This window comes from Neobacillus mesonae, from assembly GCF_001636315.1.
Lineage (GTDB): Bacteria > Bacillota > Bacilli > Bacillales > Cytobacillaceae > Neobacillus > Neobacillus mesonae.
In genome coordinates this window covers 2,123,373-2,147,095 of sequence record NZ_KV440949.1, presented here as the reverse complement: position 1 = coordinate 2,147,095, position 23,723 = coordinate 2,123,373, and the positions used below count along the sequence as shown (strand labels likewise).

Below are 23,723 nucleotides of genomic sequence, written 5' to 3'. Positions count from 1 at the left end.
TTGTGGATAAAGCTGTGTTTAATTCCATATATATTAGTGCCTAGTCATGCCAAGAAAACACTTTCTCGTTCTTTTATATAAGAAACTTCCCAGGGTTGAATTTTTCGTAACCCTCTCTTCGACGATCAAAGGCGTCCTTGTCGATGACAGCGACGCCGGCAACGATAGCATTGATTAGCGATAACACTGCAGGACCAGTGTCAAGGGTGGATGTCGAGGATAGATTAATTGGCAGCAATGTATCGGCAAATTCCTCGAGGGGGGAGAGAACTGAGTCTGTGATACCAATGATATAGGCCCCTTGTTTTTTTGCTAGCTTTGCCAGGTCAAGTGTCATGGATGAATAACGGTGGAACGTGATCGCAACAAAGATGCTTTGATTGTTAAGTTTTGAAAATAAGAAGTTAATGTCGTCAACTCCAGGCTGGACTAAGTGTGCATTGCCTCTAACGATATTCAGTGCAAATGATAACCAGTGGGCAACGGCAAATGAGGTCCTAACTCCCGCAACTAAGATATTATCGGAATCATAGATTTTTTTAGCTACCCGATACAGATCCTCTTCATTTATTTGTTCGATGATCTTCTGAATATGTGCTTGGTCCCGTTGCATATTTTGAAAGAAGAAATTAGGCTGATTGGCCTCCCCTGCTTTCATGGCTTGATAGTCTTGAAAACTGCTTTTTTGAAAAATAAGAAATTGTCTTATCTCCGCTTGCAATTCGCTATATCCGCTGTACTCAAGCGCATAACAAAAACGAATGATGGTGGTCTCGCTTACTCCGACATCCTGTCCTAATTGGCTCGCAGATTTCATGGCCACTGCCTGTGGATAATCAAGGACATATTTTCCCACCTTTTTATGGCCGGAAGAGAGAGTGGGATATTTTAATTTAATTTTATCTTTAAAAGTACTCATTTCTAGTCAGCTCCCTAAGATTTTACAGCAAATAATTTGAAAATGAAGCAAATCCTTCCTTTTAAAACAAATGAAGCGATTGCTTCTACAATATCAAATTGAAGTTAACCTTACAATATTATTTTTATTAATAAGATTTTATTGGGAAAAATTCAGAATGATTATTGTGAAAAGACAGAATATATGGTAAATTCAATTAAAAAGTATAAACTTCATATTGCTGATTGATGAAGTATAAACTTTACCAAGCTGATGGTCCATGAAGAATATGCTTTTTTCAAAGATTAAAAGTTACTAATCTATAAGGGGGAAATGGTAAATGAAGAAGTTAAGCTTATTTTTCTTGGTATTGGTTCTAGCTTTCTCAATCATCGGCTGTTCGGGTGCTGACAAGACTGATTCGAAGAAATCTGAAGATGGGAAAAAGGATGCAGGCGGGGAACTTCAGGTTGCGTACAATGCTCAGCCGCCAACTTTAGATCCGCTTATGTCTACGGCAGTCGCAACACGTGATATTACAAGAAATGTCTTTGAATCACTTGTAACCTTTAATCAAAACTTTGAAGTCGAGCCAATGCTGGCTGAAAAGTATGAGGTAAGTGAAGATGGAAAAACCATCATGTTTGAATTAAGAAAAGGGATTAAGTTCCACAATGGCAAAGAGATGACAGCAGAAGACGTTGTTGCCTCCATGAATCGTTGGAAAGGTGCTACTGCACTAGGTAAATCCTATTTTGCCAAAGCAACATTCAAAGCAAGCGGTGAAAATGCGGTGGTATTGGAAATGCCGGAACGTCTAACTACAGCTTTAGCCATGCTGGCTGACCCAGGACAGGCTGCAGTTATTACACCGAAGGAAGTAGTTGAAGGGGCAACAGAGAAAGGGTTAGCTGAGTTTATCGGAACCGGCCCTTATAAGTTTGTCGAATGGAAAACAGACCAATATGTTCACTTAGAAAAGTTTAAAGATTATCAATCTCTTACTACAGAGAGTAGCGGCTTAGCAGGTAAAAAAGAAGCATTGCTAGATGATATCTATTTTCAATTTGTAACGGATGCTTCAACAAGATTAGCTGGAATCCAAACTGGCGAATATGATATAGCCAATGCGATTCCGTTTGATAATGCGGAACAATTAGAAGCAAATGAAGATGTAAAAAATCATGTAAACCACAATGGCTTTAATGGTGTTGTGTTTAATAAGAAAGCAAGATTCTTTAAAGATATTAAGGCACGTCAAGCTGTCAATGCGGCTTTGGATGAAGAAGAGATTCTAATGGCGGCATTTGCGAATGAGAATTTCTATGAATTGGAACATGGTCTAATGATCAAGGACCAAGTGGATTGGTATAGCGAGGCAGGTAAGGATCAATATAATCAAAAAGACACAGAAAAAGCGAAGCAATTATTGAAAGAAGCTGGATACAAAGACCAAGAAATTGTGATCTTGGCGAGCAGAGATTACGAAGACCATTACAATGCAGCAGTTGTTGTTCAGCAGCAGCTTCAGAAGCTTGGCATGAAAGTTAAGCTAGACGTGTATGATTGGCCGACTCTCCTCCAAAAGCGCGGCGATGCAAATGCTTATGATATTTTTGTCACTGGTTTCCCAACGGAGCCAATACCAGCTAAATATGACTTTTTAAATTCCGCCAGTGAGTGGCCAGGTTGGACAAATGACCCAAAAATGGATGATCTGTTAGACAAAATCAACAAAGCTGGTTCTCAGGAAGAAGCGAAGGAATATTTCGCACAGCTTCAAGAAGAGTTCTATAACTATTTACCGCTTATTAAGTTTGGAAATAAGACTACGATTACCACAACTCGATCCAACATCGAGGGTATGGGCTTCTTACAAGGAATTATCCTTTGGAATGTTAAGAAAAAATAGCTAGTTTTATAGAGGGAGTGGTGAGACTTTGAAAGGATATATTTTAAAACGGCTGCTATCGTTGATTCCGGTCTTAATGGTTGTATCCGTTGTTGTATTTTTAATTATCCATATGACCCCCGGTGACCCAGCGTCTGTTATTCTGGGTCCGGACGCCAGACCTAGTGAGGTAGCCGAGCTTCGTGAACAGCTCGGCCTTAACCTCCCTCTATACCAACAATTTGCAAACTGGTTTATTGGTATAGTGCAAGGCGACTTAGGATATTCGTATTTTATGAGTGAGTCAGTACTTGAAGCGTTTGTATCGCATTTGGGGCCGACTTTTTCTTTAGCAGTATTAGCTCAAGTATTTGCGATTGTGCTGGCGATTCCACTTGGAGTGATTGCCGCTAGAAGAAGGGGTTCCATTGTCGATCAGTCATTCATGGGGTTTTCTTTAGTGGGAATTTCCGTACCAAGCTTTTTGTTAGGATTATTCCTCATTTTATTGTTTGCAGTAGAGCTGAAATGGTTGCCGGTTGCCGGTTATAAACCATTAAGTAATGGATTGTTCCTTCACCTCAGGTACCTTGTATTGCCTGCGATTGCCCTAGGAGCAATGCAAGCTGCCTTGATCGCAAGGATGACGCGGTCGTCGATGCTGGATATTTTAAATGCGAATTATATTAAAACGGCTCGCTCCAAAGGGGTCAAAGAAAAGATGATTGTTTATAAGCATGCACTAAGAAATGCGTTTATCCCTATCTTAACTGTAATTGGCCAAACTTTCGGTACCCTTGTAGCAGGGGCTGCAGTAGTGGAAACAGTCTTTAACATACCCGGTATTGGGCAATTAATCGTCAATTCCGTGGAGCGACGGGATTTTGCTGTTATACAGGGGACAATCCTTCTAGTAGCCACCAGCTATGTCATGATAAATCTCTTCATTGACCTTTTATACGGTGTGATTGACCCGCGAGTGCGTTTAAGCAGGAAATAGGAAGGAGGCGCAAAATCATGCAACCATCACCGGTCAACCAAGAATTAGAATTATCAAGTGTTAAACACCATATAAAAAAAGAGCGGCGTGAATTGTTGCTTCGGCGATTTTTTTCAAATAAATTAGCTCTAACTGGAAGCGTCATTATTTTGTTTATTCTATTGTTTACACTTATTGGACCGCTATTAACCTCTCATGATCCATATGAGTTGGCCGCAAAAAAGAGGCTGCTTGCTCCTAGCGCGGAATATCTCCTCGGAACTGATAACTATGGGCGTGATTTGTTAAGCCGGGTGGTTCACGGGGCAAAAGTCTCTATAGGGGTAGGCTTTTCTGTTGCCCTTATTACATCAATTTTTGGAATGATGATTGGGCTTTACGCGGCATATTTCCGCTCATTGGATAATATTCTGATGCGTATATGTGACGGCCTGATGGCTTTCCCGGCGATATTATTGGCAATTGCGATTATGGCCGCATTAGGACCGCGGGTTGAGAACGTTGTCATTGCGCTAAGTATTGTGTTTACACCCTATGTGGCGCGTACAGTTCGTTCTTCTGCGCTTGTCGTAAAAGAACAAACCTATATTGAAGCACTTAGGTCACAAGGGGCCAGTTCATTGAGAATAATTTGGTCAAATATTGCCCCTAACGTAATTTCTCCATTGGTAGTACAAGCGACATTTATCTTTGCGGATTCAATCATTACCGAGGCCGCCTTAAGTTTCTTAGGGGCTGGTATCCCGGCACCGGCACCAAGCTGGGGGAATCTGCTCTATGATGGAAAAATGGTTATTTTTAATGCATGGTGGATGACGGTGTTTCCAGGTGTCGCTATCATGCTTACCGTATTAGGTCTGAACCTTTTCGGCGATGGCCTGCGAGATTTATTGGACCCTCATAATAATAAAGCGAAGAAATAAAGGTGCAAGGGAGGGCGGAATAGATGCAAGAAAAATTGCTGGAAGTAAAAAATTTAAGAACACATTTTCAAACAGAGCGGGGAGCCGTGACCGCAGTCGATGGAGTATCCTTTACGGTGCATGCCGGGGAAACGGTTGGTGTTGTTGGTGAATCTGGATGCGGCAAGAGTGTAACAGCGGAATCAATCTTACGGCTGCTCGATGAAAAATCTACTAGATATGATGGAGAAATTCTTTATCAAGGGAAGAATCTATTACATTTTTCTATCTCTAAGATGCAGGGGATTAGAGGAAATGATATATCAATGATTTTCCAAGACCCGATGAGCTCGTTAAATCCGGTTTATACAGTGGGGAACCAGATTGTAGAATCCATTCTCCTTCACCAAAAATGCAGCAAAAAAGAGGCCTATGCTAGGGCGATTGAAATGCTTCGTTTAACTGGTATCCCTTCACCTGAAAAAAGAATTCATGAATATCCACATGAACTTTCGGGAGGGATGAGGCAGCGTGTAATGATTGCAATGGCATTATCTTGCCAACCTAGGCTGCTAATTGCCGATGAACCGACGACCGCTCTAGATGTCACAACTCAAGCTCAGATTCTGGATTTAATCAATGAATTAAAGCTTGAATACAATATGGGAACAGTGATGATTACCCATGATTTAGGTGTTGTAGCCGAGGTTTGTACAAGGGTAGTGGTCATGTATTTAGGCCAGGTTATTGAGGAAGCTGGTGTGGATACGATCTTTAAGTCACCTTACCACCCTTATACAAGGGGATTGTTAAAATCAATTCCCCAATTAAATGGCAGTCGTTCCGAAAAGCTGCATGTCATTGATGGCAAGGTTCCAACACTGCATCAAGTTCCGAAAGGCTGCCGATTTGCACCAAGATGTGAATTTGCCAGCCAGAAGTGTAAAGAGCAGATGCCAGAACTCATCGAGGAAGAAAGTGGTCATAAGGTTCGATGTTGGCATTACAAAGAAATCACTGAGGCAGGGGAGGATCACTATGTCGGTACAAGCAGCTAACGAGGAAAAACCACTCTTGCAGGTAAGAAAATTAAAAAAGTATTTTCCGGTTACCAATTCGTTTGGCAAGGTGACTGGGCAGGTAAAGGCGGTCAACAATGTTTCTTTTGAGATGAAAGAAGGGGAAACTTTTGGCTTGGTAGGAGAATCTGGATGCGGCAAAAGCACAACAGGCAGAACAATTATGCGGCTCGTTGAACCGACTGAGGGAGAAGCGATCTATAGAGGAAAGGATATTTATAGATTAAAGGGAAATGAACTTATGAGCATGAGGCGGGAAATGCAAATGGTGTTTCAGGATCCTTATTCTTCATTAAATCCGCGTAAAAGAATTGGTCATATTTTAGAAGAAACATTGAAAATTCACCGCATTGGTAACAAAAAAGAGCGAATGGAACGGGTTATGGAAATGCTCAACCGAGTGGGTTTTCAGTCGGAGCAATATTATCGCTATCCACACGAATTTTCCGGTGGGCAAAGACAGCGGATTGGTTTAGCACGTGCCTTAATGGTAAACCCGAAATTGATTATTTGTGATGAACCGGTTTCAGCACTTGATGTTTCCATCCAATCACAGGTACTCAATCTTTTAGAAGAAATTCAAGAAGAATTTAAATTATCGTATTTGTTTGTTTCCCATGATTTAAGTGTAGTCCGTCATATATCAGATCGGATTGGAGTTATGTATTTAGGAGAAATGGTGGAGGAGGCAGAAACTGATGAGCTTTATGCCAATCCACTTCACCCTTATACTCGGGCCCTGCTATCGGCTGTGCCTGTACCTAATCCGGCGGTAAAAAGGGAACGGATAACGTTAAAAGGTGAAGTCCCTTCACCGCTAAACCCTCCATCAGGATGTGTTTTTCACCCGAGATGTCCACATGCAACAGAGATTTGCAAACAGAAGGTTCCAGTGAAGAAAATGGTTGCAGCGAATCATGCAGTTGCGTGCCATCTATATGGGTAAGGAGAGGATTGTTAAATGAAAATTGAAAAAGTGGTACTTAGAAAACTAAAAATGGATTTAAAGTTTCCATTTCAAACAAGCTTTGGAACTCAAACCAATCGAGAATTTATTATTACAGAGGTATATGATGGAACCGATGTGGGCTATGGGGAATGTGTTGTAAACTCCAATCCTTTTTATAATGAAGAAACGGTACAAACGGCGTGGCATATTATGAAAGACTTCCTCATTCCCTTTCTCTTTCAAAAAGACAAAATCAGCCATCCTGATGAAGTGAATAATTTTTTTAAACAGGTTCGTCGACATAATATGGCGAAGTCAGCTTTGGAAGGAGCTATATGGGACTTGTATGCCAAAAGGCAAGGAAAGCCCCTCGCGGAAGTGATTGGCGGCACAAAAGATAAGATTTCTGTAGGAGTCAGTATCGGGATTCAGGAAACAAAAGAAGCGCTTGTTGAAACGGTAGGCAAATATTTAGACCAAGGTTTTCAAAAAATAAAAATTAAAATCAAGCCGGGGAAAGATATCGAAATGCTACAGGCAGTTCGTGACAGGTTCGGTGATATCCCAATGATGGCGGATGCAAATTCGGCATACACTTTAAAGGACATTGATTTGTTTAAACAAATGGATAGTCTAGGGCTAATTATGATTGAACAGCCATTGGCTCACGATGATATTATTGACCACGCCAAACTTCAAGCGGCGATTCAAACGCCCATCTGCCTAGATGAGAGCATTCATTCTGTTGAGGATGCTCGAAAAGCAATTGAACTATGGAGCTGCAAAATTATCAATATTAAAATCGGCCGGGTAGGCGGCATCACAGAAGCTATTAATATTCATAATATATGTAAGGAAAATAACATACCAGTCTGGTGCGGCGGCATGCTGGAATCCGGTATTGGACGTGCATTCAACGTAGCAATTACAAGCTTGGATAATTTTACGATCCCTGGGGATACTGCTCCTTCGGCACGTTATTGGGAAGAAGATATTATCGAACCTGAGATTGAAATGGATGCCGACGGACAGATTGAACTGCAGAAGAACCCAGGGATTGGATATGATATTAACCAAGCCGCGTTGGAACGGTACACAGTAGAAACAGAAGTTTTTTCTAAATAGCTAGGACATAGTGGAAGTAATTTGCCGATAAACCATCGGAAATTGCTGGAAACGCTGAAAAGTGGTTAGTAAGCGGTAAAAATGTGCCAGTAAATCACTAAGAACCGCCGGAAAACCGTCGAGTAAGCAAAAATAATATATAAAGGAGATTTAATCATGACTCAAACAATTGACGTATGCGACCTTAAATCTCAAATCTATGATATTTTTGAACATCTACATCAACATCCGGAAGTAAGCTGGAAAGAGGTAAAAACAACTCAATATGTTGCTGAGATGCTTCATAAATTGGGAGCAGAGTCGGTGACGACGTTTGATGATTGTCCCGGTGTAGTCGCAGAACTTGGTGAGGGACCACTGACAGTTGCGCTGCGATCGGATATGGATGCATTATGGCAAGAAGTCGACGGGATTTGGCAGGCAAATCACTCCTGTGGTCATGATGCCCATATGACGCTCGCACTGGGTGTGTTTATGACGCTGAAAAAAATGAATGTAAAGCTGCCTGGGAAAGTTAAGTTTATTTTCCAGCCAGCTGAGGAAAAAGGTAATGGTGCCTTAAAGATGGTTGAAAAAAAGGTAATTGATGATGTGGATTATTTGTATGGTGTCCATTTGCGGCCAGAGATGGAAGTGAAAAATGGGAAAGCTGCTCCTGCTATTGTACATGGTGCTGGGATTTCTATAGCTGGTAAAATTATCGGCGAAGACTGTCATGGTGGCAGACCGCATCTTGGAACAAATGCGATAGAGGTTGGTGCAGCGCTAGTTCAGCATTTAAATGGGATTCACCTTGACCCTATAGTACCTTATTCGGTAAAGATGACTAAGTTTTTTGCAGGGGGAGAAAGCAGCAATATTATCCCAGGGTCTGCGGAATTCAGTCTTGACCTCCGTGCACAGTCGAATAAGCTAATGTCACAGCTTACTAAAAAAGTAGAAGAGACCATACAAAGTATCTCCGATTTGTATCAAGTAGAAATTACTTATTCATATGAATCCAATGTAGTCGCCGCAGAAGTAAATGAAGAGGCACAAGCAGTAATGGCTGAATCGATTAAACTGGTGCTCGGTGAAGATAATTTATTACCGCCAAGTGTGACTGCAGGAGGAGAGGACTTCCACTTTTATACGGTGAAACGGCCACATGTTAAGGCAACTATGCTTGGACTTGGCTGTGGATTAGCACCTGGTCTGCATCATCCGAAAATGACGTTTGACCGTGGGGCGTTATTATCAGGGATAGAAATTTTGACTAGGGCTATTCTTATTACGTTTGAACAGAATGGATTGAGGGCTGAATTTTAGACAAAGTATTGGATCTATTTATTATAGGAGGAACGATCATTGAAAATTGAAAAAGTGAAATTTGACCGATTAAAAATGCCTCTTCTATCGCCATTCCAAACTAGTTTTGGAACAGCAACTGTCCGTGAATTTGTTTTGGTTAGTGTCTATGGAGAGGGGCATGTCGGTTATGCGGAATGCGTAGCAATGGATGCGCCAGTATATAATGAAGAAACAATTGATTCTGCTATATATGTTGCCGAACAATTTATTATTCCTAAGTTGTTGGAAACCGAATTGGAGACACCGGATGATTTCTCAACTCTTTTCTCCTGGATCCGTAGAAACAATATGGCGAAGTCAGGAATTGAAAGTGCCATTTGGGATTTATATGCCAAGCAAAAAGGGATTCCCCTTTCAAAGGCATTAGGCGGAAAAAAAGAAGAAATTGAGGTCGGGGTCAGTATTGGAATTGAGCCGACAGTGGAAGGTCTTTTAAAGAAGGTAGAAGGGTTTCTAGAGGAAGGCTATAAAAAAATAAAAATAAAAATTAAACCGGGTGTTGATGTGGAACGGATTCAAGCTGTTCGTGAGCGATTTGGCTATGATGTCCCGCTTATGGCAGACGCTAACTCTGCGTATACACTTGCTGATATAGAGACGCTTAAACAGTTGGATCAGTACAAACTTATTATGATTGAACAGCCACTCGCTCATGATGACATTGTGGATCATGCGAAGCTCCAGCGCGAGTTAGAAACTCCAATCTGTTTAGATGAAAGCATACATTCCTTGGAAGACGCTAGAAAAGCGATTGAGCTTGGAAGCTGTAAGATTATTAATATTAAAATTGGCCGGGTCGGTGGTTTGACGCAGGCCAAAAAAATTCATGATCTTTGCCAAGAAAAAGGGATCCCTGTCTGGTGCGGAGGTATGCTCGAATCTGGTATTGGCCGAGCGCATAACATTGCGATTGCCTCTTTATCTAATTTCACCATTCCGGGTGACACCTCAGCATCAAAAAAATACTGGGCTGAGGATATCATCGAACCTGAAGTTTTCCTCAGTAAACCAGGAATTGTCACTGTTCCAAAAGAACCAGGAATCGGGTATAAACTCCGACAAGATGTTGTAGATAAATATCTATTAAGCTCAAAAGTTTATAGTAAATAGTGTTGTTTAATGAATATTGATGTTGAATCTATAATTCATAGAGGACTTTGGAAACCTTTAAATTTGGCTTAAACTAAATAATTTTTCAGTTATCAGGACTAGGGGTAAAACGCCCAATAAGTTAAGGTATTAACACGTAAAGTGTGTTTAAGGCGGAGGCATGTTGCTTCCGTTTTTTCCTTTTTAATTTTAAGGCTATATACTAATTTTTTTTGGAATCCGGAAAGCACTCATATTATGTATTTTTTCATTAGAATAACATTCATTTGTATTAAACAGAACAACTGATGTCCTGCTCACCAAATCCCTTTAGAGTGAAAAGGGATATGTGTTTGAGTTTTTAAAAAAGGGCAATTAGTATACCTTTGTTCAATCTGACATCGGAGCTCTTATAGCGTTACGCGATACACACATGCCTTTAAACGATACAGCTAAAGACTTGTAAATCTACAAAAAGAAAGAATAGAAGCAATCAATAAAACAGAGGTTGCGATACCTTGGAAATTTGAAAATTTACCCCCTCGACTTAATCAATTAAAAGGAATTACTGTTTTTCAAATTTTAATAAATTCCCGGGAAATATCTACAAATTATGAGTGGATATCGACAAAATATGGGCTCGTGTCACTACCCGAACTTGTCGAAGATTACTAGGTTTTGTAATGGATAGAAAATGATAAAGTGGAATTGCAACTGAATATTGTCAGGGTGGTTGGTTGGCGTCATCTTTCGGTTCGGGAAGGAGAGGATAATCATGGAAACATTTTTAAATCCTACGAGAAATTCTGAAGGGAATAATGCGGGAGACCGCCGCGGTTTTTTCAGAAAGGCGTTCTAACAGGAAAACCACCCCGCACTGTAGCAAGCAATAAGGGTGGTTGTCGAAAAAAAATATACACGAACAACCACCAATGTGACGGTACAGGCTGCAGGAACCATCTCAGAGCGTTTTGATGATTGTTCTCTAAAATTATAATACTTAATCTTCCTTATGATATTTTAAATCTACAAATCTTAATGCAAATAATGCAATAACAGCTGCTGTGATAATATAAACACCTATAGCGTAACCACTATCAAATGTATGAAGAAGATAAGTAGAAATCAATGGAGCAAATCCTCCACCAATCAAGCCCCTAAACATAAAAGTGATAGCTGAGCCGCTATATCTAAGATGGGCAGGAAAACTAGCAGCAATGACGGGGGCCAATGGTGCCCACATGGTAGAGTGAATAATAAAGGCGATAATAACAGCTAGGAAAATTAATCCTGTGCTTTTTGTATTTAGTAAATAGAAAAACGGTAAAGCCCATAGGATCAGTAGTACATTACCAAATCCGAGAATTTTTTTAGGATTGATTTTATCGCTAAAATATCCAGTTATAGAGATTGCAAATACTGCTATAACGGCACCTACAAGTGTTGCGTTAACGAAAATTGATTTATCAAGACCTAAATAGTTTATTCCGTACGTCGTCGTATAAAAAGCAAACACACCAAAAGCAATATCACTGCTGACATTTGATAAAACGCCCGATACTACTTGTTTAGGATAATCTTTTATGACCGAAATAAAAGGCAGCTTCGGCAATTCTTTTTCCTTAAGAACTTTTTGGAAGGAGGGAGTTTCCATTAAATTAAATCTTATCAATAATCCTAGAACCACCAAAACTAAACTAAGAATAAACGGTATTCTCCAACCCCATGTTTGAAAGCTATCTCCAGAAATCGCAATAAAAAGGGATGTGACAGCCGTACCTAAAATGAGTCCCAGAGGCACTCCAATTTGAGGCAAGGCAGCCATGAACCCTCTATTTTTTTTCGTTCCCCACTCCATTGAGATGAGTACGGAGCCTGGCCATTCTCCTCCAATCGCAACTCCTTGGATAAATCTAAATAGTGTAATTAATACTGGAGCCCATAAACCGATTGTATCAAATCCAGGTAATAATCCGATAAGAACCGTCGTTATTCCCATGATAATTAAAGTGGCTATTAAAGAAACCTTTCTGCCAATTTTATCACCAAAATGCCCAAACAAAATTCCGCCCAGCGGTCTTGCAATATAACCAATAGCATACGTTGAAAAAGTTAGTAAAGTAGCAACATAGGGGTCTTGATCTGGAAAAAATAGATGTGGGAAAATAATAGCAGCCATTGTCCCATAAAGGAAAAAATCATACCATTCTATCGTGGAACCTAAAACACTAGAAATACCGGCAATTTTTTGCTGCTTTTTGTGATCAACAGGAATCGAATCAGGTACGATACTATTAGCAAGTTTACTCATAAACATTCCCCTTTTCAAAAGTGATTTTTTATTTCCACTTATAATCCTTGTTTATATAAATGTGGTACCCTGCTAGAAAATACTGGAACTTGTTCTCGGGCCTCTTTTGTTTTTTCCACTTTAATTGAAGTGGATAATGTTTCTTCTTGGTTAGTGGAGCCTTCCAATAACGTGTCTCCCCAAGGGTTTACGACCATGGAGCTACCGCCAAACGTTACATTTTGGTATGAACCAACGTTGTTGCATGATACAACAAACATTTGATTTTCGATGGCACGCGTAATTTGAATGTTTCTCCAATGGTTTAGTCGGGTATTTGGCCATTCCGCGACAACAAATAACACTTCGGCTCCTTCCAATGCAAGGGGACGGATAATTTCAGTAAAACGTAAATCATAACAAATGATTAATCCCATCTTGACGCCTTCAAGTTCAAAAATTTCAGGAACTTTTTGACCTGCTGTTAAAAATTGGGGTTCATTTAACATGGGAACCAAGTGAACTTTGCTATATTGATAGACAACTTCCCCTTTTCTGTTAATGACTACAGCCGTGTTATAAACCTTCTCATCCATCTTATTGGCAAATGATCCGCCGATAATATTAATTTCAAATGTTTTTGCTATATCTTGTAGGAACGGTATGATGGTTTTTCCATGATCATCCGCATAATGGTGGATTTCCTCCAACGTATAGGAGGTAGTCCACATTTCTGGAAGCACAATGAGATCTGGCCTTGAATGTTTCACCTCCTTTTCAACCCAGGCCTTTACCTTTTGTTGATTTTCCGCTGGCTTTCCTGGGATGATCTCCATTTGGTAGATTGAGATTTGCATATTTATTCCTCCCTATCTATTCTTGTGATGGTGTATACTGCCTCAATTTTGTCCTCTCTTACCTTGTCAACAAAAACCATCTTAAATCCTGATCCATATTTGAAGCCATCCAATAAGGGAACAGTTCCAGAGAAAACAACGCTATTTTTCATGGGTACGTCTTTTTTAGTTAGGAAATTTTTTATTTCGTTTAATGGGATGATTTCATTAATCTTTGCCCTTTGATAATCTTGCCACTCTCCATTAACAAGAATTTGCGATGTTAACAATAGGTCATCCCAATGATTCACTACTTCATTTAATTTCCATGCTTTTTTTGCTATTGGTTTATCGCAAATTTGTTTCGATTGGTTGATATCAATTGTTTCCAATGAACGGTCAGTATGGTCGCTCCCAACGGTGATATATACCTCATCATCGTTATCACCAAAAATTAGTACAATCTCTGCTTCGCCGCTTGATTGACTTCCTAACACTTCAATTTCACCCGTTTGATTAAGGCTGTTTCTGCGTACAGGATAGAGGGCAGGGATTTCTTTTGGTCTCCGTACCCCGATTTTCTCTAATTCAATGATGTGTTCCATTGTTTTTTCGGTATTTCTACCGGCGTAACCAATACAATACACATGGTTAATTTTAATTTCCATTTCAACATTGTTAATTGTTAATGGTAATAAAATATTATTCATAAATACCTCCTGTGTTATTTTGATAGCGTTTACATTTGTGTTTTAAAAAAATTATGTTCCTTCAGCAATGTCAATGGAATCCTTGGTATTTATCAAATGATATTCCATTAACTTAGTTGCTTTATCTTGATCTTTTTCTAAAAGTGCTTCAATTATTTGAAGATGCTCTTCGATTACCTCCTCCATTCTCCCATTCTTTGCTAAAGCCTTATGGCCTATTAATCTTGTTAAATGATAAAGATTTAATAATATGTCTTCTAATAAATGCTGTTCAGCAAGGTTTAATATTTTCATATGAAATTTTTGATCAAGATCAATAAATTCAATTCGATTGTTTTGTTTTAATGCACATTGCTGCTGATCAACAATGTCTCTAAGGCTTTGAATTTGCTCTGGGGTAATGTTTTTCATTGCACATCTTAAACCTTCAGATTCAATAGAAACCCTTAGGAATATTATTTGCTCCTTCTCACTAGGGGAAATTTCTCTGACTTTTAATCCTTTCCATGGAATTGAAACTAATAAACCATCCTTTATTAAATCACCAACAGCCTCGCGTACTGGAGTCCGAGATGTGTTGAGAGATTGAGCAAGACTAGATTCAGTTAAAATTTCATCCTTTTTAATATTTCCATAAAAAATGGCGTTTTTAATTTCTTCATAGACAATTTCCTTCGTTGTCTTCATTTTTTCGATAGGGGTAAAATTTAAATCACTCATTATGTCCACTCCTAATGTATGGTGTATACACTATACAGCATATATTAAATTTTTTTAATCGTCAAACTATTTTGATAGTATTTTGTGTGAAATTATATAAAAATATGGTAAGTTCCTGTGCCGCCTAAATTTTGTCGGAGATTATGCTTTTTCAGGTTGCTAGAAAGTGGAGTGTGATAGTTTCGATCATTGAATAGAGCAAGTAGAATGGCTTTAAAGGTAAATAATTTAATCAAATGTTTGATTAAGATATCAGGTGTTTAATAAACTTTCTTTGTCATGCGATATTTGGAATTTTTTATAAAAAGCATTTGAATATTCATAATATTCCTCCTATAATTAAATCATAAATTGAACCAACATTTCACTTAATGGAATGCAACTTTAAGAGAACGCTTTAGTAGATTGGTAATTATCAGAATATATCCAGAAAAATTAATTGTAAGACATTCGCCATCTGAAATTTATCGTGATGGCCAAACGGATGAGGAGTTTTGCTTAATGGTGGATAACAAATTAAAAGCAAGGTGATTAGATGAACTTTACATGCAAGCCAGCGGGTGACCAAGCTGTATTGGTTGAATTTGAAAACATTATTGCTAAGGATACCAATGCTCGAGTGCGAAATCTTGCCAGTCTAGTAGAAAAAGAGACGAGTACAGGGTTCGGTGAAGTGATATTAGGTTACAGAACTTTGTTGATCCATTATGACCCTGTCAGACTTTCTTATGAACAGGTTGTGAAAAGATTAAAGCAGTGGGGGGAGATGGATTATAACTCTATTTCGTCGGCTAGCAGGACGGTCAGGGTACCAGTTTTATACGGAGGTGAGTGGGGTCCAGACTTAAATGATGTAGCTGTTCACAATAACCTTAGTCCTGAGGAAGTTATTTCGATACACTCTGGAGGAGAATATTTGGTATATTTCCTTGGCTTCACACCGGGCTATCCCTTTATGGGTGGCATGTCGGAAAAAATCAGTACCCCAAGGCTGCCGTCTCCTAGGGTTTCCATCCCAGCCGGGAGTGTTGGAATAGCGGGTAATCAAACTGGGATATACCCGGTTAAAAGCCCAGGAGGATGGCGGTTAATAGGCCGCACTCCGCTTAAATTGTATGATCCGGAGAGAGAAAAGCCATTTCTTTTTGAATCGGGAGACATTGTGCGCTTTGAAGTGATCACTTATGAGGAATTTATAGAAATCGAAGAGCAAAACGAGTTAAGTATATTTACTCTTCAGGGCTGATTCATTAACTTTATCCAAGTCATCGGAAAGGGGGAGGCCAACATATTTGAAGTAATGAAACCAGGATTATTGACAACAATCCAAGACTTGGGGAGACACGGATATCAGAAATACGGGTTAGCTGTGTCGGGTTCCGCTGATCCATACGCCCATCGGATGGCAAATATATTGGTTGGGAATGCCAAGGAAGCTGCATTGTTAGAAGTTACTTTGATGGGATTGAAGTTATTGGTCAAAGAGCCCGCTGTTATTGCCATTACCGGCGGAGATTTAAACCCGGTAATAAACGGAAAAGAAACTCCCATGTGGACGTCTGTCCATGTCAAAGAGGGTGATGTTATTCAATTTAAGGGTCCACGAACAGGTTGTCGTTCCTATTTGGCAGTAACTGGTGGTATCGACGTTCCTAAAGTCCTTGGCAGCCGGGCTACGGATCTTGTTGGACAAATCGGCGGGCTTAATGGTCGGATGTTAAAAAAAGGCGATATTATTCACGTTTTCCCTAAATCATTGGACGGGCGAAGGGGCAGGAAGTTATCCAAGGATCTAATCCCTCAATATGAAAATAACATTAATATTAGGGTTATTCTTGGCCCACAAGATGAGGCGTTTACAGAGGAGGGCATAAAAACATTCCTTTCTTCCACTTATATAGTTACTAAAGATGTGGACCGAATGGGATGTCGGTTGGAGGGCGCAATTATAGAGCATAAAGATACAGCAGATATTATTTCTGAAGGAATTTTTTATGGGGCAATACAGGTACCGAAAAATGGCCAGCCTATTATTTTTTTAGTGGGAAGACAGAGTGTAGGGGGCTATACAAAAATAGGTGGAGTCATCACGGTGGATCTGCCAAAACTTGGACAGGTGAAGCCGGGAGATTCTATTACCTTTACCGAAGTAACCATTGATAAAGCGCAAGAAGAGTTAAAACAGCAAAATCAGATTTTTAAAATATTAAGTGCTACCTGTTAAGGTGAAAGGAGAAAATAATAAATGAAGAAAACGATCGATTTGAATTGTGATATGGGAGAGAGCTTCGGTAATTATAAACTAGGGAATGATGATGAAGTTATAAAGTACATTTCCTCGGTAAACGTTGCGTGCGGGTTTCATGGTGGAGATCCGAATACAATGGACCATACAGTTAAAATTGCTAAAGAGTATGGTGTAGGGGTTGGAGCTCACCCAGGCTTTCCTGATTTGACGGGATTCGGGCGAAGAAATATGGATATACCGCGAGAGGAACTTATCAATCTCATTATTTATCAAATAGGGGCATTAGATATCTTTTGTCAAAAATATAATGTAAAAATGCAACATGTTAAGCCGCATGGAAGCATGAATAATATGGCTGATTCAAATGAACAAATGGCAATCAATATTGTCGATGCTATTCAATCTGTAAAGCCGGACCTTCCGATTTTTGTCAAGCCGAATTCGGAATTACACAGAATTTCAGAGAAAAAGGGCCACCCTTACAAATTGGAAATATTTGCTGATAGGGCTTATCACAAAGATTTTTCTTTAGTCTCCAGAAAAGAAGAAGGAGCTATTATCTCAGATCCTAACTTTGTTGCAGACAGGATAGTCAGAATGGTTACTAAAGGAAAAGTAAACGCTATCTCCGGAGAAGAGATTGAAGTCAACGGGGAAACTATTTGTGTTCACGGTGATACGCCAACTGCTTTAGAAATGATTAAAGTTATTAAAAAGCGATTAGAGGGTGCAGGTATAGAAGTTAAATCACCATTTGAGATAGGTTTTTAGAAGGATAGAATATACTCACCTATGTATGCAATTATAAAGTACACCTTCGGAAGCAAAATATTTTGTACATATTGTAATTATGGATTAAACCATAAATAGTGAGGGACTGGCCCTAAAAATAGGGCAGTCCCTTTTTACATCACAATCAGGTTTATTTATTCAACCAAACGTTGGTACCATTAGGGTTAACAATATTAATAGAACCGTCTGCAGGAATATCGAATCCTTGGACGTTTTGACTAATTGCAGCTGTTTGATCAAGATTATCAAATTCAATACGTGGATAATCCTTCATAATCAGTTTAATAGCCTCTTGGTATAAGGCAGCTCTTTCTTTTTGATCAACGGTTTCGGTTAGAGCTTTGTTTAATAAGGCATCTACTTCAGGGTTTTTGTAGCCTTTTCCATTACCAAGGGAACCAATTTGGTCGGAATGGAACGTTTTATTTAGGAAGAAGTATGGATCCGGATACCATGACCAGCCTCCGATATACATTGGCGCATTTCCTTTGGCTGCAAGCTCGCTTAGCGTACCCCATTCTGTTACCTTAACATCCACATCAATATTTAAATTTTCCTTCATTTGGTTTTGGAAAATCGTTGCATATGGAACACGAGATTCTAATACATAAAGCTCTGTTTTAAAACCTTTTGCATATTTTGTTTCAGCTAAAAGCTTCTTAGCTTCTTTAGGATCATATTTAGGCTTAAGCTTTTCCAAATCTTTGCTGTATCCCCATGATTCCTTTGGAAGTGGAGCATAGGAAACGGATGCGCCTCCCCATTGGCTGACACCTTTCACAATTTCCTCAACATTTGTAGCCTTATAGATTGCTTCCCTTACTTTTGGATCTGCAGTAGGTCCAATCATATTGTTTAAATCAAGATAGGTTAACGAAAGTCCTGGTTTTGATAAGAGGGTTAAATTCTTATCTGATTCAATAACTTTACGATTTTGACCTTTAATATCTGTAGCTATATCGATATCGCCAGAACGAAGAGCATTAGTCATCATGTTTGGATCTTTAATAATTTTAAAGGTAACACCATCAAGATAAGGCTTTTCACCCCAATATTTATCATTGCGGACTAAATTTACTTTTTGGTCTGTTTGCCAGTCCTTAAGTTGGAACGGTCCAGTTCCGACTAAATGAGCGCCGAATTGATCTCCCCATCCTTCTACTTCTTCTTTCGGAATAATGATATTTCCTGGGTCTGTAAGCATAGCTAATAGGGAAGCATTTGGTTTAGGCATATGAATCGTAACTTCAAATTTCCCAGTAACTTCTACAGAGTCAATACCGGATAAACGGCTTAATGCAGATTCTTTAGCAGAACGCTCTAGGCTATATTTAACATCTTCTGCCGTCATTTGTCTGCCATCTTGGTATTTCCCGGGTTGGAAATAAACATCTTCTCTTAACTTGAATGTATAGGATTTTAAATCGTCAGAGGCTTTCCACTCTGTTGCCAAGGATGGTTTGAAATCACTTAAATCCTTGTTATAAACAATGAGTGTATTCCCAATCGAACGCATAATTTGCGACTCATATGCACCAGTATATTTAATAGGATCCAGTGTGTTGGGGTTGGAGGAAAGGCCGACATTCAATATACCCCCACTTTTTGGTTCGTTATTAGCAGCTTGTCCATCGGAACCTTTTTTAGAGTCCGAACTGCTGCTGCAGGCACTGATCGCGAAAACAGCTGTTATCAATACAAGGATGAACAGGTATTGCTTGAATTTCTTCATAAAAATAAACCTCCTGTACAGTTATAATTTAAAGTTGATTCATATAATGAATCATTAATTCAATATTTGAATTATTATTTAATTTACCATAACCTTTAAGAGAATGTAAATAATTTTTTGAAATATATAAAAAGCTAAAAAATTTACAATAACACCATATTTACAAATAAAAAATCGAATGATAAAATTGTCACTATTCAAATAATGAATCATTGATTCGAATATTGAATAAAAAGGAGGAGGAAAATGGGTAAGTACATTGTCGGTAGAATTTTAAATATGATACCTACTTTATTAATAGTTGCTATCATTGTTTTTTTAATCACTCGTCTGCTGCCGGGGAATCCTGCAGCCGTCATGCTTGGTCCACAAGCTAGTGCGGCGGATATCAAAGCTTTGACAGAGGAACTGGGATTAAATCAACCACTATATATTCAATTTGTTGATTATATAGGCAATTTACTTCAAGGAGATCTTGGAAACTCCTTAACGTATAACAAACCGGTCATCGACTTAATTATGGAGCGCTTTCCAAATACTGTGATTCTTGCGGTTTGTGCCTTAATCATTTCCATCGTCATCGGGGTGCCAGCTGGCATTATTGCAGCAAGAAAGCAAAATTCCATTTTTGATTATCTTTTTACAACCTTTTCATTAATTGGTGTTTCGATGCCCATTTTCTGGCTTGGAATTATGCTCGTCTTGTTTTTTAGTGTGAATTTAGGCTGGTTTCCTGCCACAGGTATGGGTTCAATGGAAGCCGGTGCCGGTGATTTCTTCAGCCATTTAATCCTGCCAAGTATTGCACTCGCAACGATTCCTACTGCCCAGTTTGCTAGAATTACCCGTTCAAGCATGCTGGAGGTTATCTCACAGGATTATGTAAAAACAGCTCGTTCTAAAGGTTTAAGTGAGTTTATTGTCATTTGTAAGCATGCTTTTAAAAATGCATTAACACCTCTTCTAACGGTATTAGGTCTTCAGGTTTCGTCCATGCTTGGTGGAGCGGTATTAACAGAAACCATTTTCAGTTGGCCTGGGATTGGACTATTGATTATTGATGCAATTGGAAAAAGGGACTTTGTCGTTGTTCAAAACATGGTTATCTTTATTGCCTTAATCTATGTGGTTGTCAATCTAGTAGTCGATATTTTATATAAAGTAGTGAACCCAAGAATTAAATATTCATCAAACAAAGGAGGGTCATAAGTAATGTCAACAGGGCAGCAAGGAATCGTACTGGAACAAACTCATGTAAAAACTAAAAATGAGCACTCATTATTTAGGAAATTGATTCGCAATCGTTTTGCGGCTTTTGGATTATTTGTGATATTGCTGCTGATCTTAACAGCACTATTTGCTCCTGTTATTGCTACACATCCTCCTAATAAAATGAATGTAACCAAGACGCTTTTAGGAATTGGCGTAGAAGGACACATTCTAGGGACAGACAATTATGGTCGCGATATTTTTAGCCGATTAGTATATGGAGCGAGAATTTCCATGCTGGTTGGAATCGGGGCGGTACTATTTGGTGCCGTAGTTGGAACACTGTTAGGAGTTATATCCGGATATTTTGGAGGAAAGTTGGATTCTATCATTATGCGTTTCATGGATGGGCTTTCTGCTTTTCCTTTTATCTTATTGGCCATTACCTTGATGACCGTTCTCGGACAAGGCTTAGTCAATGTGATTATTGCGATTGGAGTAGGGAATATTCCGGGTTTTGCAAGAGTAGTACGCGGACAGGTACTGAGTGTTAAACATTCGGAATATATCGAGGTGACGCGGTCCTTAGGAGCTAAACATAGCCGCATTATCTTCCATCATGTATTGCCAAATAGTTTTGCCCCATTAATTGTTTATGCAACGATGAGTATCGCAGGTGCCATTATTTCTGAGGCCTCACTTAGTTTCTTAGGGCTTGGAGTACAGCCTCCAACTGCATCGTGGGGAAGTATGCTGCAGGATGGGAAGGACTTTCTAGTCTTAAATCCTCATATGGCCACGATTCCGGGTCTAGCCATATTGATTACGGTTGTTGGAATTAATCTATTTGGTGACGGGCTGCGCGATGCTCTTGACCCGAAAATGAAAGCCTAACATCAAAGGAGGCGTAACAGATGTCGGAGGAATTATTAAAGGTTGAAAATTTAGAAGTTCAATTTAAATCTGGCTCCGCGATTACTAAAGCTGTAAATGGAGTCAGTTTTACCTTAAATAGAAGAGAAAACATTGGGATTGTAGGCGAATCAGGATCCGGCAAAAGCGTTACGGCCACATCCTTGCTGCGTCTTATTCCCAATCCGCCAGGAATAATAAGCGGGGGAGCGATTCATTTCGACGGAAAAGATCTCTTGAAGCTATCGGAAAAAGAAATGAAATCTATTCGTGGAAACGAAATTTCGATGATATTCCAGGATCCATTAACGAGTCTTAACCCTGTATTCACTGTAGGGGATCAAATTATCGAATCGATTAAAACCCACCAAAAGGTTTCGAAAAAGGAAGCCAAGATAAAAGCTATCGAAATGCTGAAGCTTGTGGGAATCCCAGCACCGGAAAAAAGAATTAATATGTATCCGCATGAATTTTCCGGCGGGATGAGGCAGCGTGTGATGATTGCCATCGCCCTGTCATGTAATCCAAAGCTTCTAATAGCTGACGAACCGACTACCGCACTGGATGTAACGGTTCAGGCACAAATATTGGATTTGATGAAAAGGCTGCAGGATGAATTTAACACAGCGATCATTATGATTACCCATGATCTAGGGGTGGTATGGGAGCTGTGTGACAAGGTGCTTGTGATGTATGCAGGAAATGTCGTCGAGTATGGGACGGTTAAGGAAATCTATGATCATCCGAAGCATCCTTATACATGGGGACTTCTAGATTCGCAAATTACGGAAAGTGTCAGTGAGGATCAACCATTGACAACCATCCCTGGCAGTCCCCCGGATCTTAGGCAGGAGATAACGGGGTGTCCATTTGCGGCACGGTGTGCATATGCACAAGATGTTTGTTTTACTAACAAGCCTAAAATGACAGAGGTCGGAGAAAACCATTATGCTGCCTGTCATTTTCAAACGAAGGAAAACCGCTTAGACAGAAAGGAGAAAACAGCCCATGACAGAGCCATTGTTACAAGTTAGGGAACTAAAGAAGCATTTTCCATTGGAAAGCCCCATTCCTTTTGTAAAATCCAGACTAAGCGTGAAGGCTGTCGATGGGGTCAGTTTTGATGTTTATCGCGGTGAAACCCTAGGGGTGGTTGGAGAATCTGGCTGCGGAAAATCAACCATGGCTCGTTTAGTGAACCAGCTGATTACACCTTCAAGCGGGACGGTACAGTTTAAAGGTGAAAATTTAATCGGGATGGATGGGAAAAAGCTACGGGAAACGAGAAAATCCATCCAAATGGTTTTCCAGGATCCGTATGCCTCTTTGGATCCGAGAAAGACAATCGGGGAATTAATCGCAGAGCCCATGGTGATTCATCGTATTGGCGACAAGGCATCACAAAAGAAACGAGTAGAAGAATTGTTGGAAGTCGTCGGTTTAAGCCAGTATCATGCCAAACGATATCCTCACGAATTTTCCGGCGGCCAAAGGCAAAGGATTAATATTGCAAGAGCTTTAGTTTTGAATCCGGACATTATCATTTGTGATGAACCAGTGTCCGCGCTTGATGTATCTGTACAGGCACAGGTTATTAATCTATTAAAAGAATTGCAAAGGGAATTTGATTTAACCTATATTTTTATTTCGCATGATTTGAATGTGGTCCGATACATGTGCGACAGGATTGCCGTGATGTATTTAGGGAAAATCGTGGAAATGGGAACATACAAGGAAATTTATGAGGATCCAAAGCATCCGTATACAAAAGCGTTATTATCTGCTATTCCAAAAGAAAATCCACACGACCGGAAGGAAAGAATTATTTTAAAAGATTCTGTGCCTAACCCTATTAACCCGCCATCGGGGTGTCATTTCCACGAACGTTGTCCGGTTGCGATGGACAGATGTAAAAGGGAAGCACCGCAGTTAATCGATACGGGGAATGGCCATATTGCATCATGTCATTTACTTAACGAACAATAGGAGGA

At 39.6% G+C, this 23,723-nt stretch carries 21 protein-coding genes; 15 read left to right on the top strand and 6 right to left on the bottom strand.

Features of this window, described 5'->3' with window-relative positions; genetic code table 11:
- Nucleotides 1–73: 73 nt before the first annotated feature.
- Complete coding sequence (locus A6749_RS10220; protein ID WP_066388964.1) at nt 74–919, bottom strand: MurR/RpiR family transcriptional regulator; 846 nt, start codon at nt 917–919, stop codon at nt 74–76.
- 319 nt (nt 920–1,238) lie between these two features.
- On the opposite strand from A6749_RS10220, the gene A6749_RS10215 reads away from it, so the two are divergent.
- The 8 genes from A6749_RS10215 (at nt 1,239) to menC (A6749_RS10180) (ending at nt 10,304) form a co-directional block, all read left to right on the top strand.
- Nucleotides 1,239–2,810, top strand: a complete 1,572-nt coding sequence (locus tag A6749_RS10215; RefSeq protein ID WP_066388960.1) for an ABC transporter substrate-binding protein — start codon at nt 1,239–1,241, stop codon at nt 2,808–2,810.
- A 28-nt stretch (nt 2,811–2,838) separates the two neighbouring features.
- Entirely contained in the window at nt 2,839–3,789 is a 951-nt protein-coding gene (locus A6749_RS10210; RefSeq protein ID WP_066388955.1) for an ABC transporter permease, read from the top strand.
- Nucleotides 3,790–3,806: 17 nt separating this feature from the next.
- Nucleotides 3,807–4,712 carry an ABC transporter permease gene (locus A6749_RS10205; RefSeq protein WP_066388953.1) on the top strand — a complete coding sequence of 302 codons (906 nt, stop codon included), beginning with the start codon at nt 3,807–3,809 and terminating at the stop codon, nt 4,710–4,712.
- 23 nt (nt 4,713–4,735) lie between these two features.
- On the top strand, nt 4,736–5,749 hold the full coding sequence (locus tag A6749_RS10200; RefSeq protein WP_066388952.1) for an ABC transporter ATP-binding protein: 1,014 nt from the start codon (nt 4,736–4,738) through the stop codon (nt 5,747–5,749).
- A complete protein-coding gene (locus A6749_RS10195; RefSeq protein ID WP_066388950.1) occupies nt 5,730–6,716 on the top strand; it encodes an ABC transporter ATP-binding protein in 987 nt (328 codons plus the stop codon). The genes A6749_RS10200 and A6749_RS10195 overlap by 20 nt, the downstream gene beginning before the upstream one ends.
- Nucleotides 6,717–6,731: 15 nt before the next feature.
- The gene (menC, locus tag A6749_RS10190) at nt 6,732–7,844 is read left to right on the top strand and encodes an o-succinylbenzoate synthase (protein WP_066388947.1); all 1,113 of its coding nucleotides are present in this window, start codon (nt 6,732–6,734) and stop codon (nt 7,842–7,844) included.
- 156 nt (nt 7,845–8,000) lie between these two features.
- Nucleotides 8,001–9,152 carry a M20 peptidase aminoacylase family protein gene (locus tag A6749_RS10185; RefSeq protein WP_066388946.1) on the top strand — a complete coding sequence of 384 codons (1,152 nt, stop codon included), beginning with the start codon at nt 8,001–8,003 and terminating at the stop codon, nt 9,150–9,152.
- A 39-nt stretch (nt 9,153–9,191) separates the two neighbouring features.
- Nucleotides 9,192–10,304: an o-succinylbenzoate synthase gene (gene menC / locus A6749_RS10180; protein WP_066388945.1), complete on the top strand. Its 1,113-nt coding sequence runs from the start codon at nt 9,192–9,194 to the stop codon at nt 10,302–10,304.
- A gap of 979 nt (nt 10,305–11,283) precedes the next feature.
- Here menC (A6749_RS10180) and A6749_RS10175 read toward each other — a convergent pair.
- The 4 genes from A6749_RS10175 to A6749_RS10160 are packed head-to-tail and all read right to left on the bottom strand — an operon-like array spanning nt 11,284 to nt 14,839.
- Nucleotides 11,284–12,594, bottom strand: coding sequence for an MFS transporter (locus A6749_RS10175; RefSeq protein WP_066388942.1), 1,311 nt, complete (start codon nt 12,592–12,594; stop codon nt 11,284–11,286).
- A 38-nt stretch (nt 12,595–12,632) separates the two neighbouring features.
- On the bottom strand, nt 12,633–13,430 hold the full coding sequence (locus A6749_RS10170) for a carbon-nitrogen family hydrolase (RefSeq protein ID WP_066388939.1): 798 nt from the start codon (nt 13,428–13,430) through the stop codon (nt 12,633–12,635).
- 2 nt (nt 13,431–13,432) lie between these two features.
- Complete coding sequence (locus A6749_RS10165) at nt 13,433–14,119, bottom strand: DUF2848 family protein (RefSeq protein ID WP_066388933.1); 687 nt, start codon at nt 14,117–14,119, stop codon at nt 13,433–13,435.
- Nucleotides 14,120–14,170: 51 nt separating this feature from the next.
- Complete coding sequence (locus A6749_RS10160) at nt 14,171–14,839, bottom strand: GntR family transcriptional regulator (RefSeq protein ID WP_066388931.1); 669 nt, start codon at nt 14,837–14,839, stop codon at nt 14,171–14,173.
- Nucleotides 14,840–15,374: 535 nt separating this feature from the next.
- On the opposite strand from A6749_RS10160, the gene pxpB reads away from it, so the two are divergent.
- From pxpB to A6749_RS10145, 3 genes are read left to right on the top strand one after another with little or no spacing between them, the layout of a single operon-like run.
- Nucleotides 15,375–16,085, top strand: a complete 711-nt coding sequence (gene pxpB, locus A6749_RS10155) for a 5-oxoprolinase subunit PxpB (protein WP_066388930.1) — start codon at nt 15,375–15,377, stop codon at nt 16,083–16,085.
- 54 nt (nt 16,086–16,139) lie between these two features.
- Complete coding sequence (locus A6749_RS10150; RefSeq protein ID WP_066388924.1) at nt 16,140–17,063, top strand: 5-oxoprolinase subunit C family protein; 924 nt, start codon at nt 16,140–16,142, stop codon at nt 17,061–17,063.
- Between the two features lie 21 nt (nt 17,064–17,084).
- A complete protein-coding gene (locus A6749_RS10145) occupies nt 17,085–17,858 on the top strand; it encodes a LamB/YcsF family protein (RefSeq protein WP_066388922.1) in 774 nt (257 codons plus the stop codon).
- Nucleotides 17,859–18,009: 151 nt separating this feature from the next.
- Here the strand turns inward: A6749_RS10145 and A6749_RS10140 are convergent, their stop codons facing one another.
- Nucleotides 18,010–19,611 carry an ABC transporter substrate-binding protein gene (locus A6749_RS10140; RefSeq protein ID WP_066388920.1) on the bottom strand — a complete coding sequence of 534 codons (1,602 nt, stop codon included), beginning with the start codon at nt 19,609–19,611 and terminating at the stop codon, nt 18,010–18,012.
- A gap of 246 nt (nt 19,612–19,857) precedes the next feature.
- Between A6749_RS10140 and A6749_RS10135 the strand changes: the two genes are divergently transcribed.
- Genes A6749_RS10135 through A6749_RS10120 form a run of 4 tightly spaced genes read left to right on the top strand, consistent with a single transcriptional unit; the run spans nt 19,858 to nt 23,718 of the window.
- Nucleotides 19,858–20,820 carry an ABC transporter permease gene (locus A6749_RS10135; RefSeq protein WP_066388916.1) on the top strand — a complete coding sequence of 321 codons (963 nt, stop codon included), beginning with the start codon at nt 19,858–19,860 and terminating at the stop codon, nt 20,818–20,820.
- A gap of 3 nt (nt 20,821–20,823) precedes the next feature.
- Entirely contained in the window at nt 20,824–21,714 is an 891-nt protein-coding gene (locus A6749_RS10130; protein WP_066388908.1) for an ABC transporter permease, read from the top strand.
- Between the two features lie 20 nt (nt 21,715–21,734).
- Nucleotides 21,735–22,766, top strand: a complete 1,032-nt coding sequence (locus A6749_RS10125) for an ABC transporter ATP-binding protein (RefSeq protein WP_066388906.1) — start codon at nt 21,735–21,737, stop codon at nt 22,764–22,766.
- Complete coding sequence (locus A6749_RS10120; protein WP_066388904.1) at nt 22,741–23,718, top strand: ABC transporter ATP-binding protein; 978 nt, start codon at nt 22,741–22,743, stop codon at nt 23,716–23,718. The genes A6749_RS10125 and A6749_RS10120 overlap by 26 nt, the downstream gene beginning before the upstream one ends.
- Nucleotides 23,719–23,723: the final 5 nt, after the last annotated feature.

What these genes read in the sequence shown, in the direction of transcription:
- A6749_RS10125 (WP_066388906.1), top strand. Translation starts at nt 21,735, where the DNA reads ATGTCGGAGGAATTATTAAAGGTTGAAAATTTAGAAGTTCAATTTAAA.
- A6749_RS10195 (WP_066388950.1), top strand. Translation starts at nt 5,730, where the DNA reads ATGTCGGTACAAGCAGCTAACGAGGAAAAACCACTCTTGCAGGTAAGA.
- A6749_RS10135 (WP_066388916.1), top strand. Translation starts at nt 19,858, where the DNA reads ATGGGTAAGTACATTGTCGGTAGAATTTTAAATATGATACCTACTTTA.
- pxpB (WP_066388930.1), top strand. Translation starts at nt 15,375, where the DNA reads ATGAACTTTACATGCAAGCCAGCGGGTGACCAAGCTGTATTGGTTGAA.
- A6749_RS10205 (WP_066388953.1), top strand. Translation starts at nt 3,807, where the DNA reads ATGCAACCATCACCGGTCAACCAAGAATTAGAATTATCAAGTGTTAAA.
- menC (WP_066388947.1), top strand. Translation starts at nt 6,732, where the DNA reads ATGAAAATTGAAAAAGTGGTACTTAGAAAACTAAAAATGGATTTAAAG.
- A6749_RS10175 (WP_066388942.1), bottom strand. Translation starts at nt 12,594, where the DNA reads ATGAGTAAACTTGCTAATAGTATCGTACCTGATTCGATTCCTGTTGAT.
- A6749_RS10220 (WP_066388964.1), bottom strand. Translation starts at nt 919, where the DNA reads ATGAGTACTTTTAAAGATAAAATTAAATTAAAATATCCCACTCTCTCT.
- A6749_RS10120 (WP_066388904.1), top strand. Translation starts at nt 22,741, where the DNA reads ATGACAGAGCCATTGTTACAAGTTAGGGAACTAAAGAAGCATTTTCCA.
- A6749_RS10145 (WP_066388922.1), top strand. Translation starts at nt 17,085, where the DNA reads ATGAAGAAAACGATCGATTTGAATTGTGATATGGGAGAGAGCTTCGGT.
- A6749_RS10215 (WP_066388960.1), top strand. Translation starts at nt 1,239, where the DNA reads ATGAAGAAGTTAAGCTTATTTTTCTTGGTATTGGTTCTAGCTTTCTCA.
- A6749_RS10130 (WP_066388908.1), top strand. Translation starts at nt 20,824, where the DNA reads ATGTCAACAGGGCAGCAAGGAATCGTACTGGAACAAACTCATGTAAAA.
- A6749_RS10150 (WP_066388924.1), top strand. Translation starts at nt 16,140, where the DNA reads ATGAAACCAGGATTATTGACAACAATCCAAGACTTGGGGAGACACGGA.
- A6749_RS10165 (WP_066388933.1), bottom strand. Translation starts at nt 14,119, where the DNA reads ATGAATAATATTTTATTACCATTAACAATTAACAATGTTGAAATGGAA.
- A6749_RS10170 (WP_066388939.1), bottom strand. Translation starts at nt 13,430, where the DNA reads ATGCAAATCTCAATCTACCAAATGGAGATCATCCCAGGAAAGCCAGCG.
- A6749_RS10200 (WP_066388952.1), top strand. Translation starts at nt 4,736, where the DNA reads ATGCAAGAAAAATTGCTGGAAGTAAAAAATTTAAGAACACATTTTCAA.
- A6749_RS10160 (WP_066388931.1), bottom strand. Translation starts at nt 14,839, where the DNA reads ATGAGTGATTTAAATTTTACCCCTATCGAAAAAATGAAGACAACGAAG.
- A6749_RS10140 (WP_066388920.1), bottom strand. Translation starts at nt 19,611, where the DNA reads ATGAAGAAATTCAAGCAATACCTGTTCATCCTTGTATTGATAACAGCT.
- A6749_RS10185 (WP_066388946.1), top strand. Translation starts at nt 8,001, where the DNA reads ATGACTCAAACAATTGACGTATGCGACCTTAAATCTCAAATCTATGAT.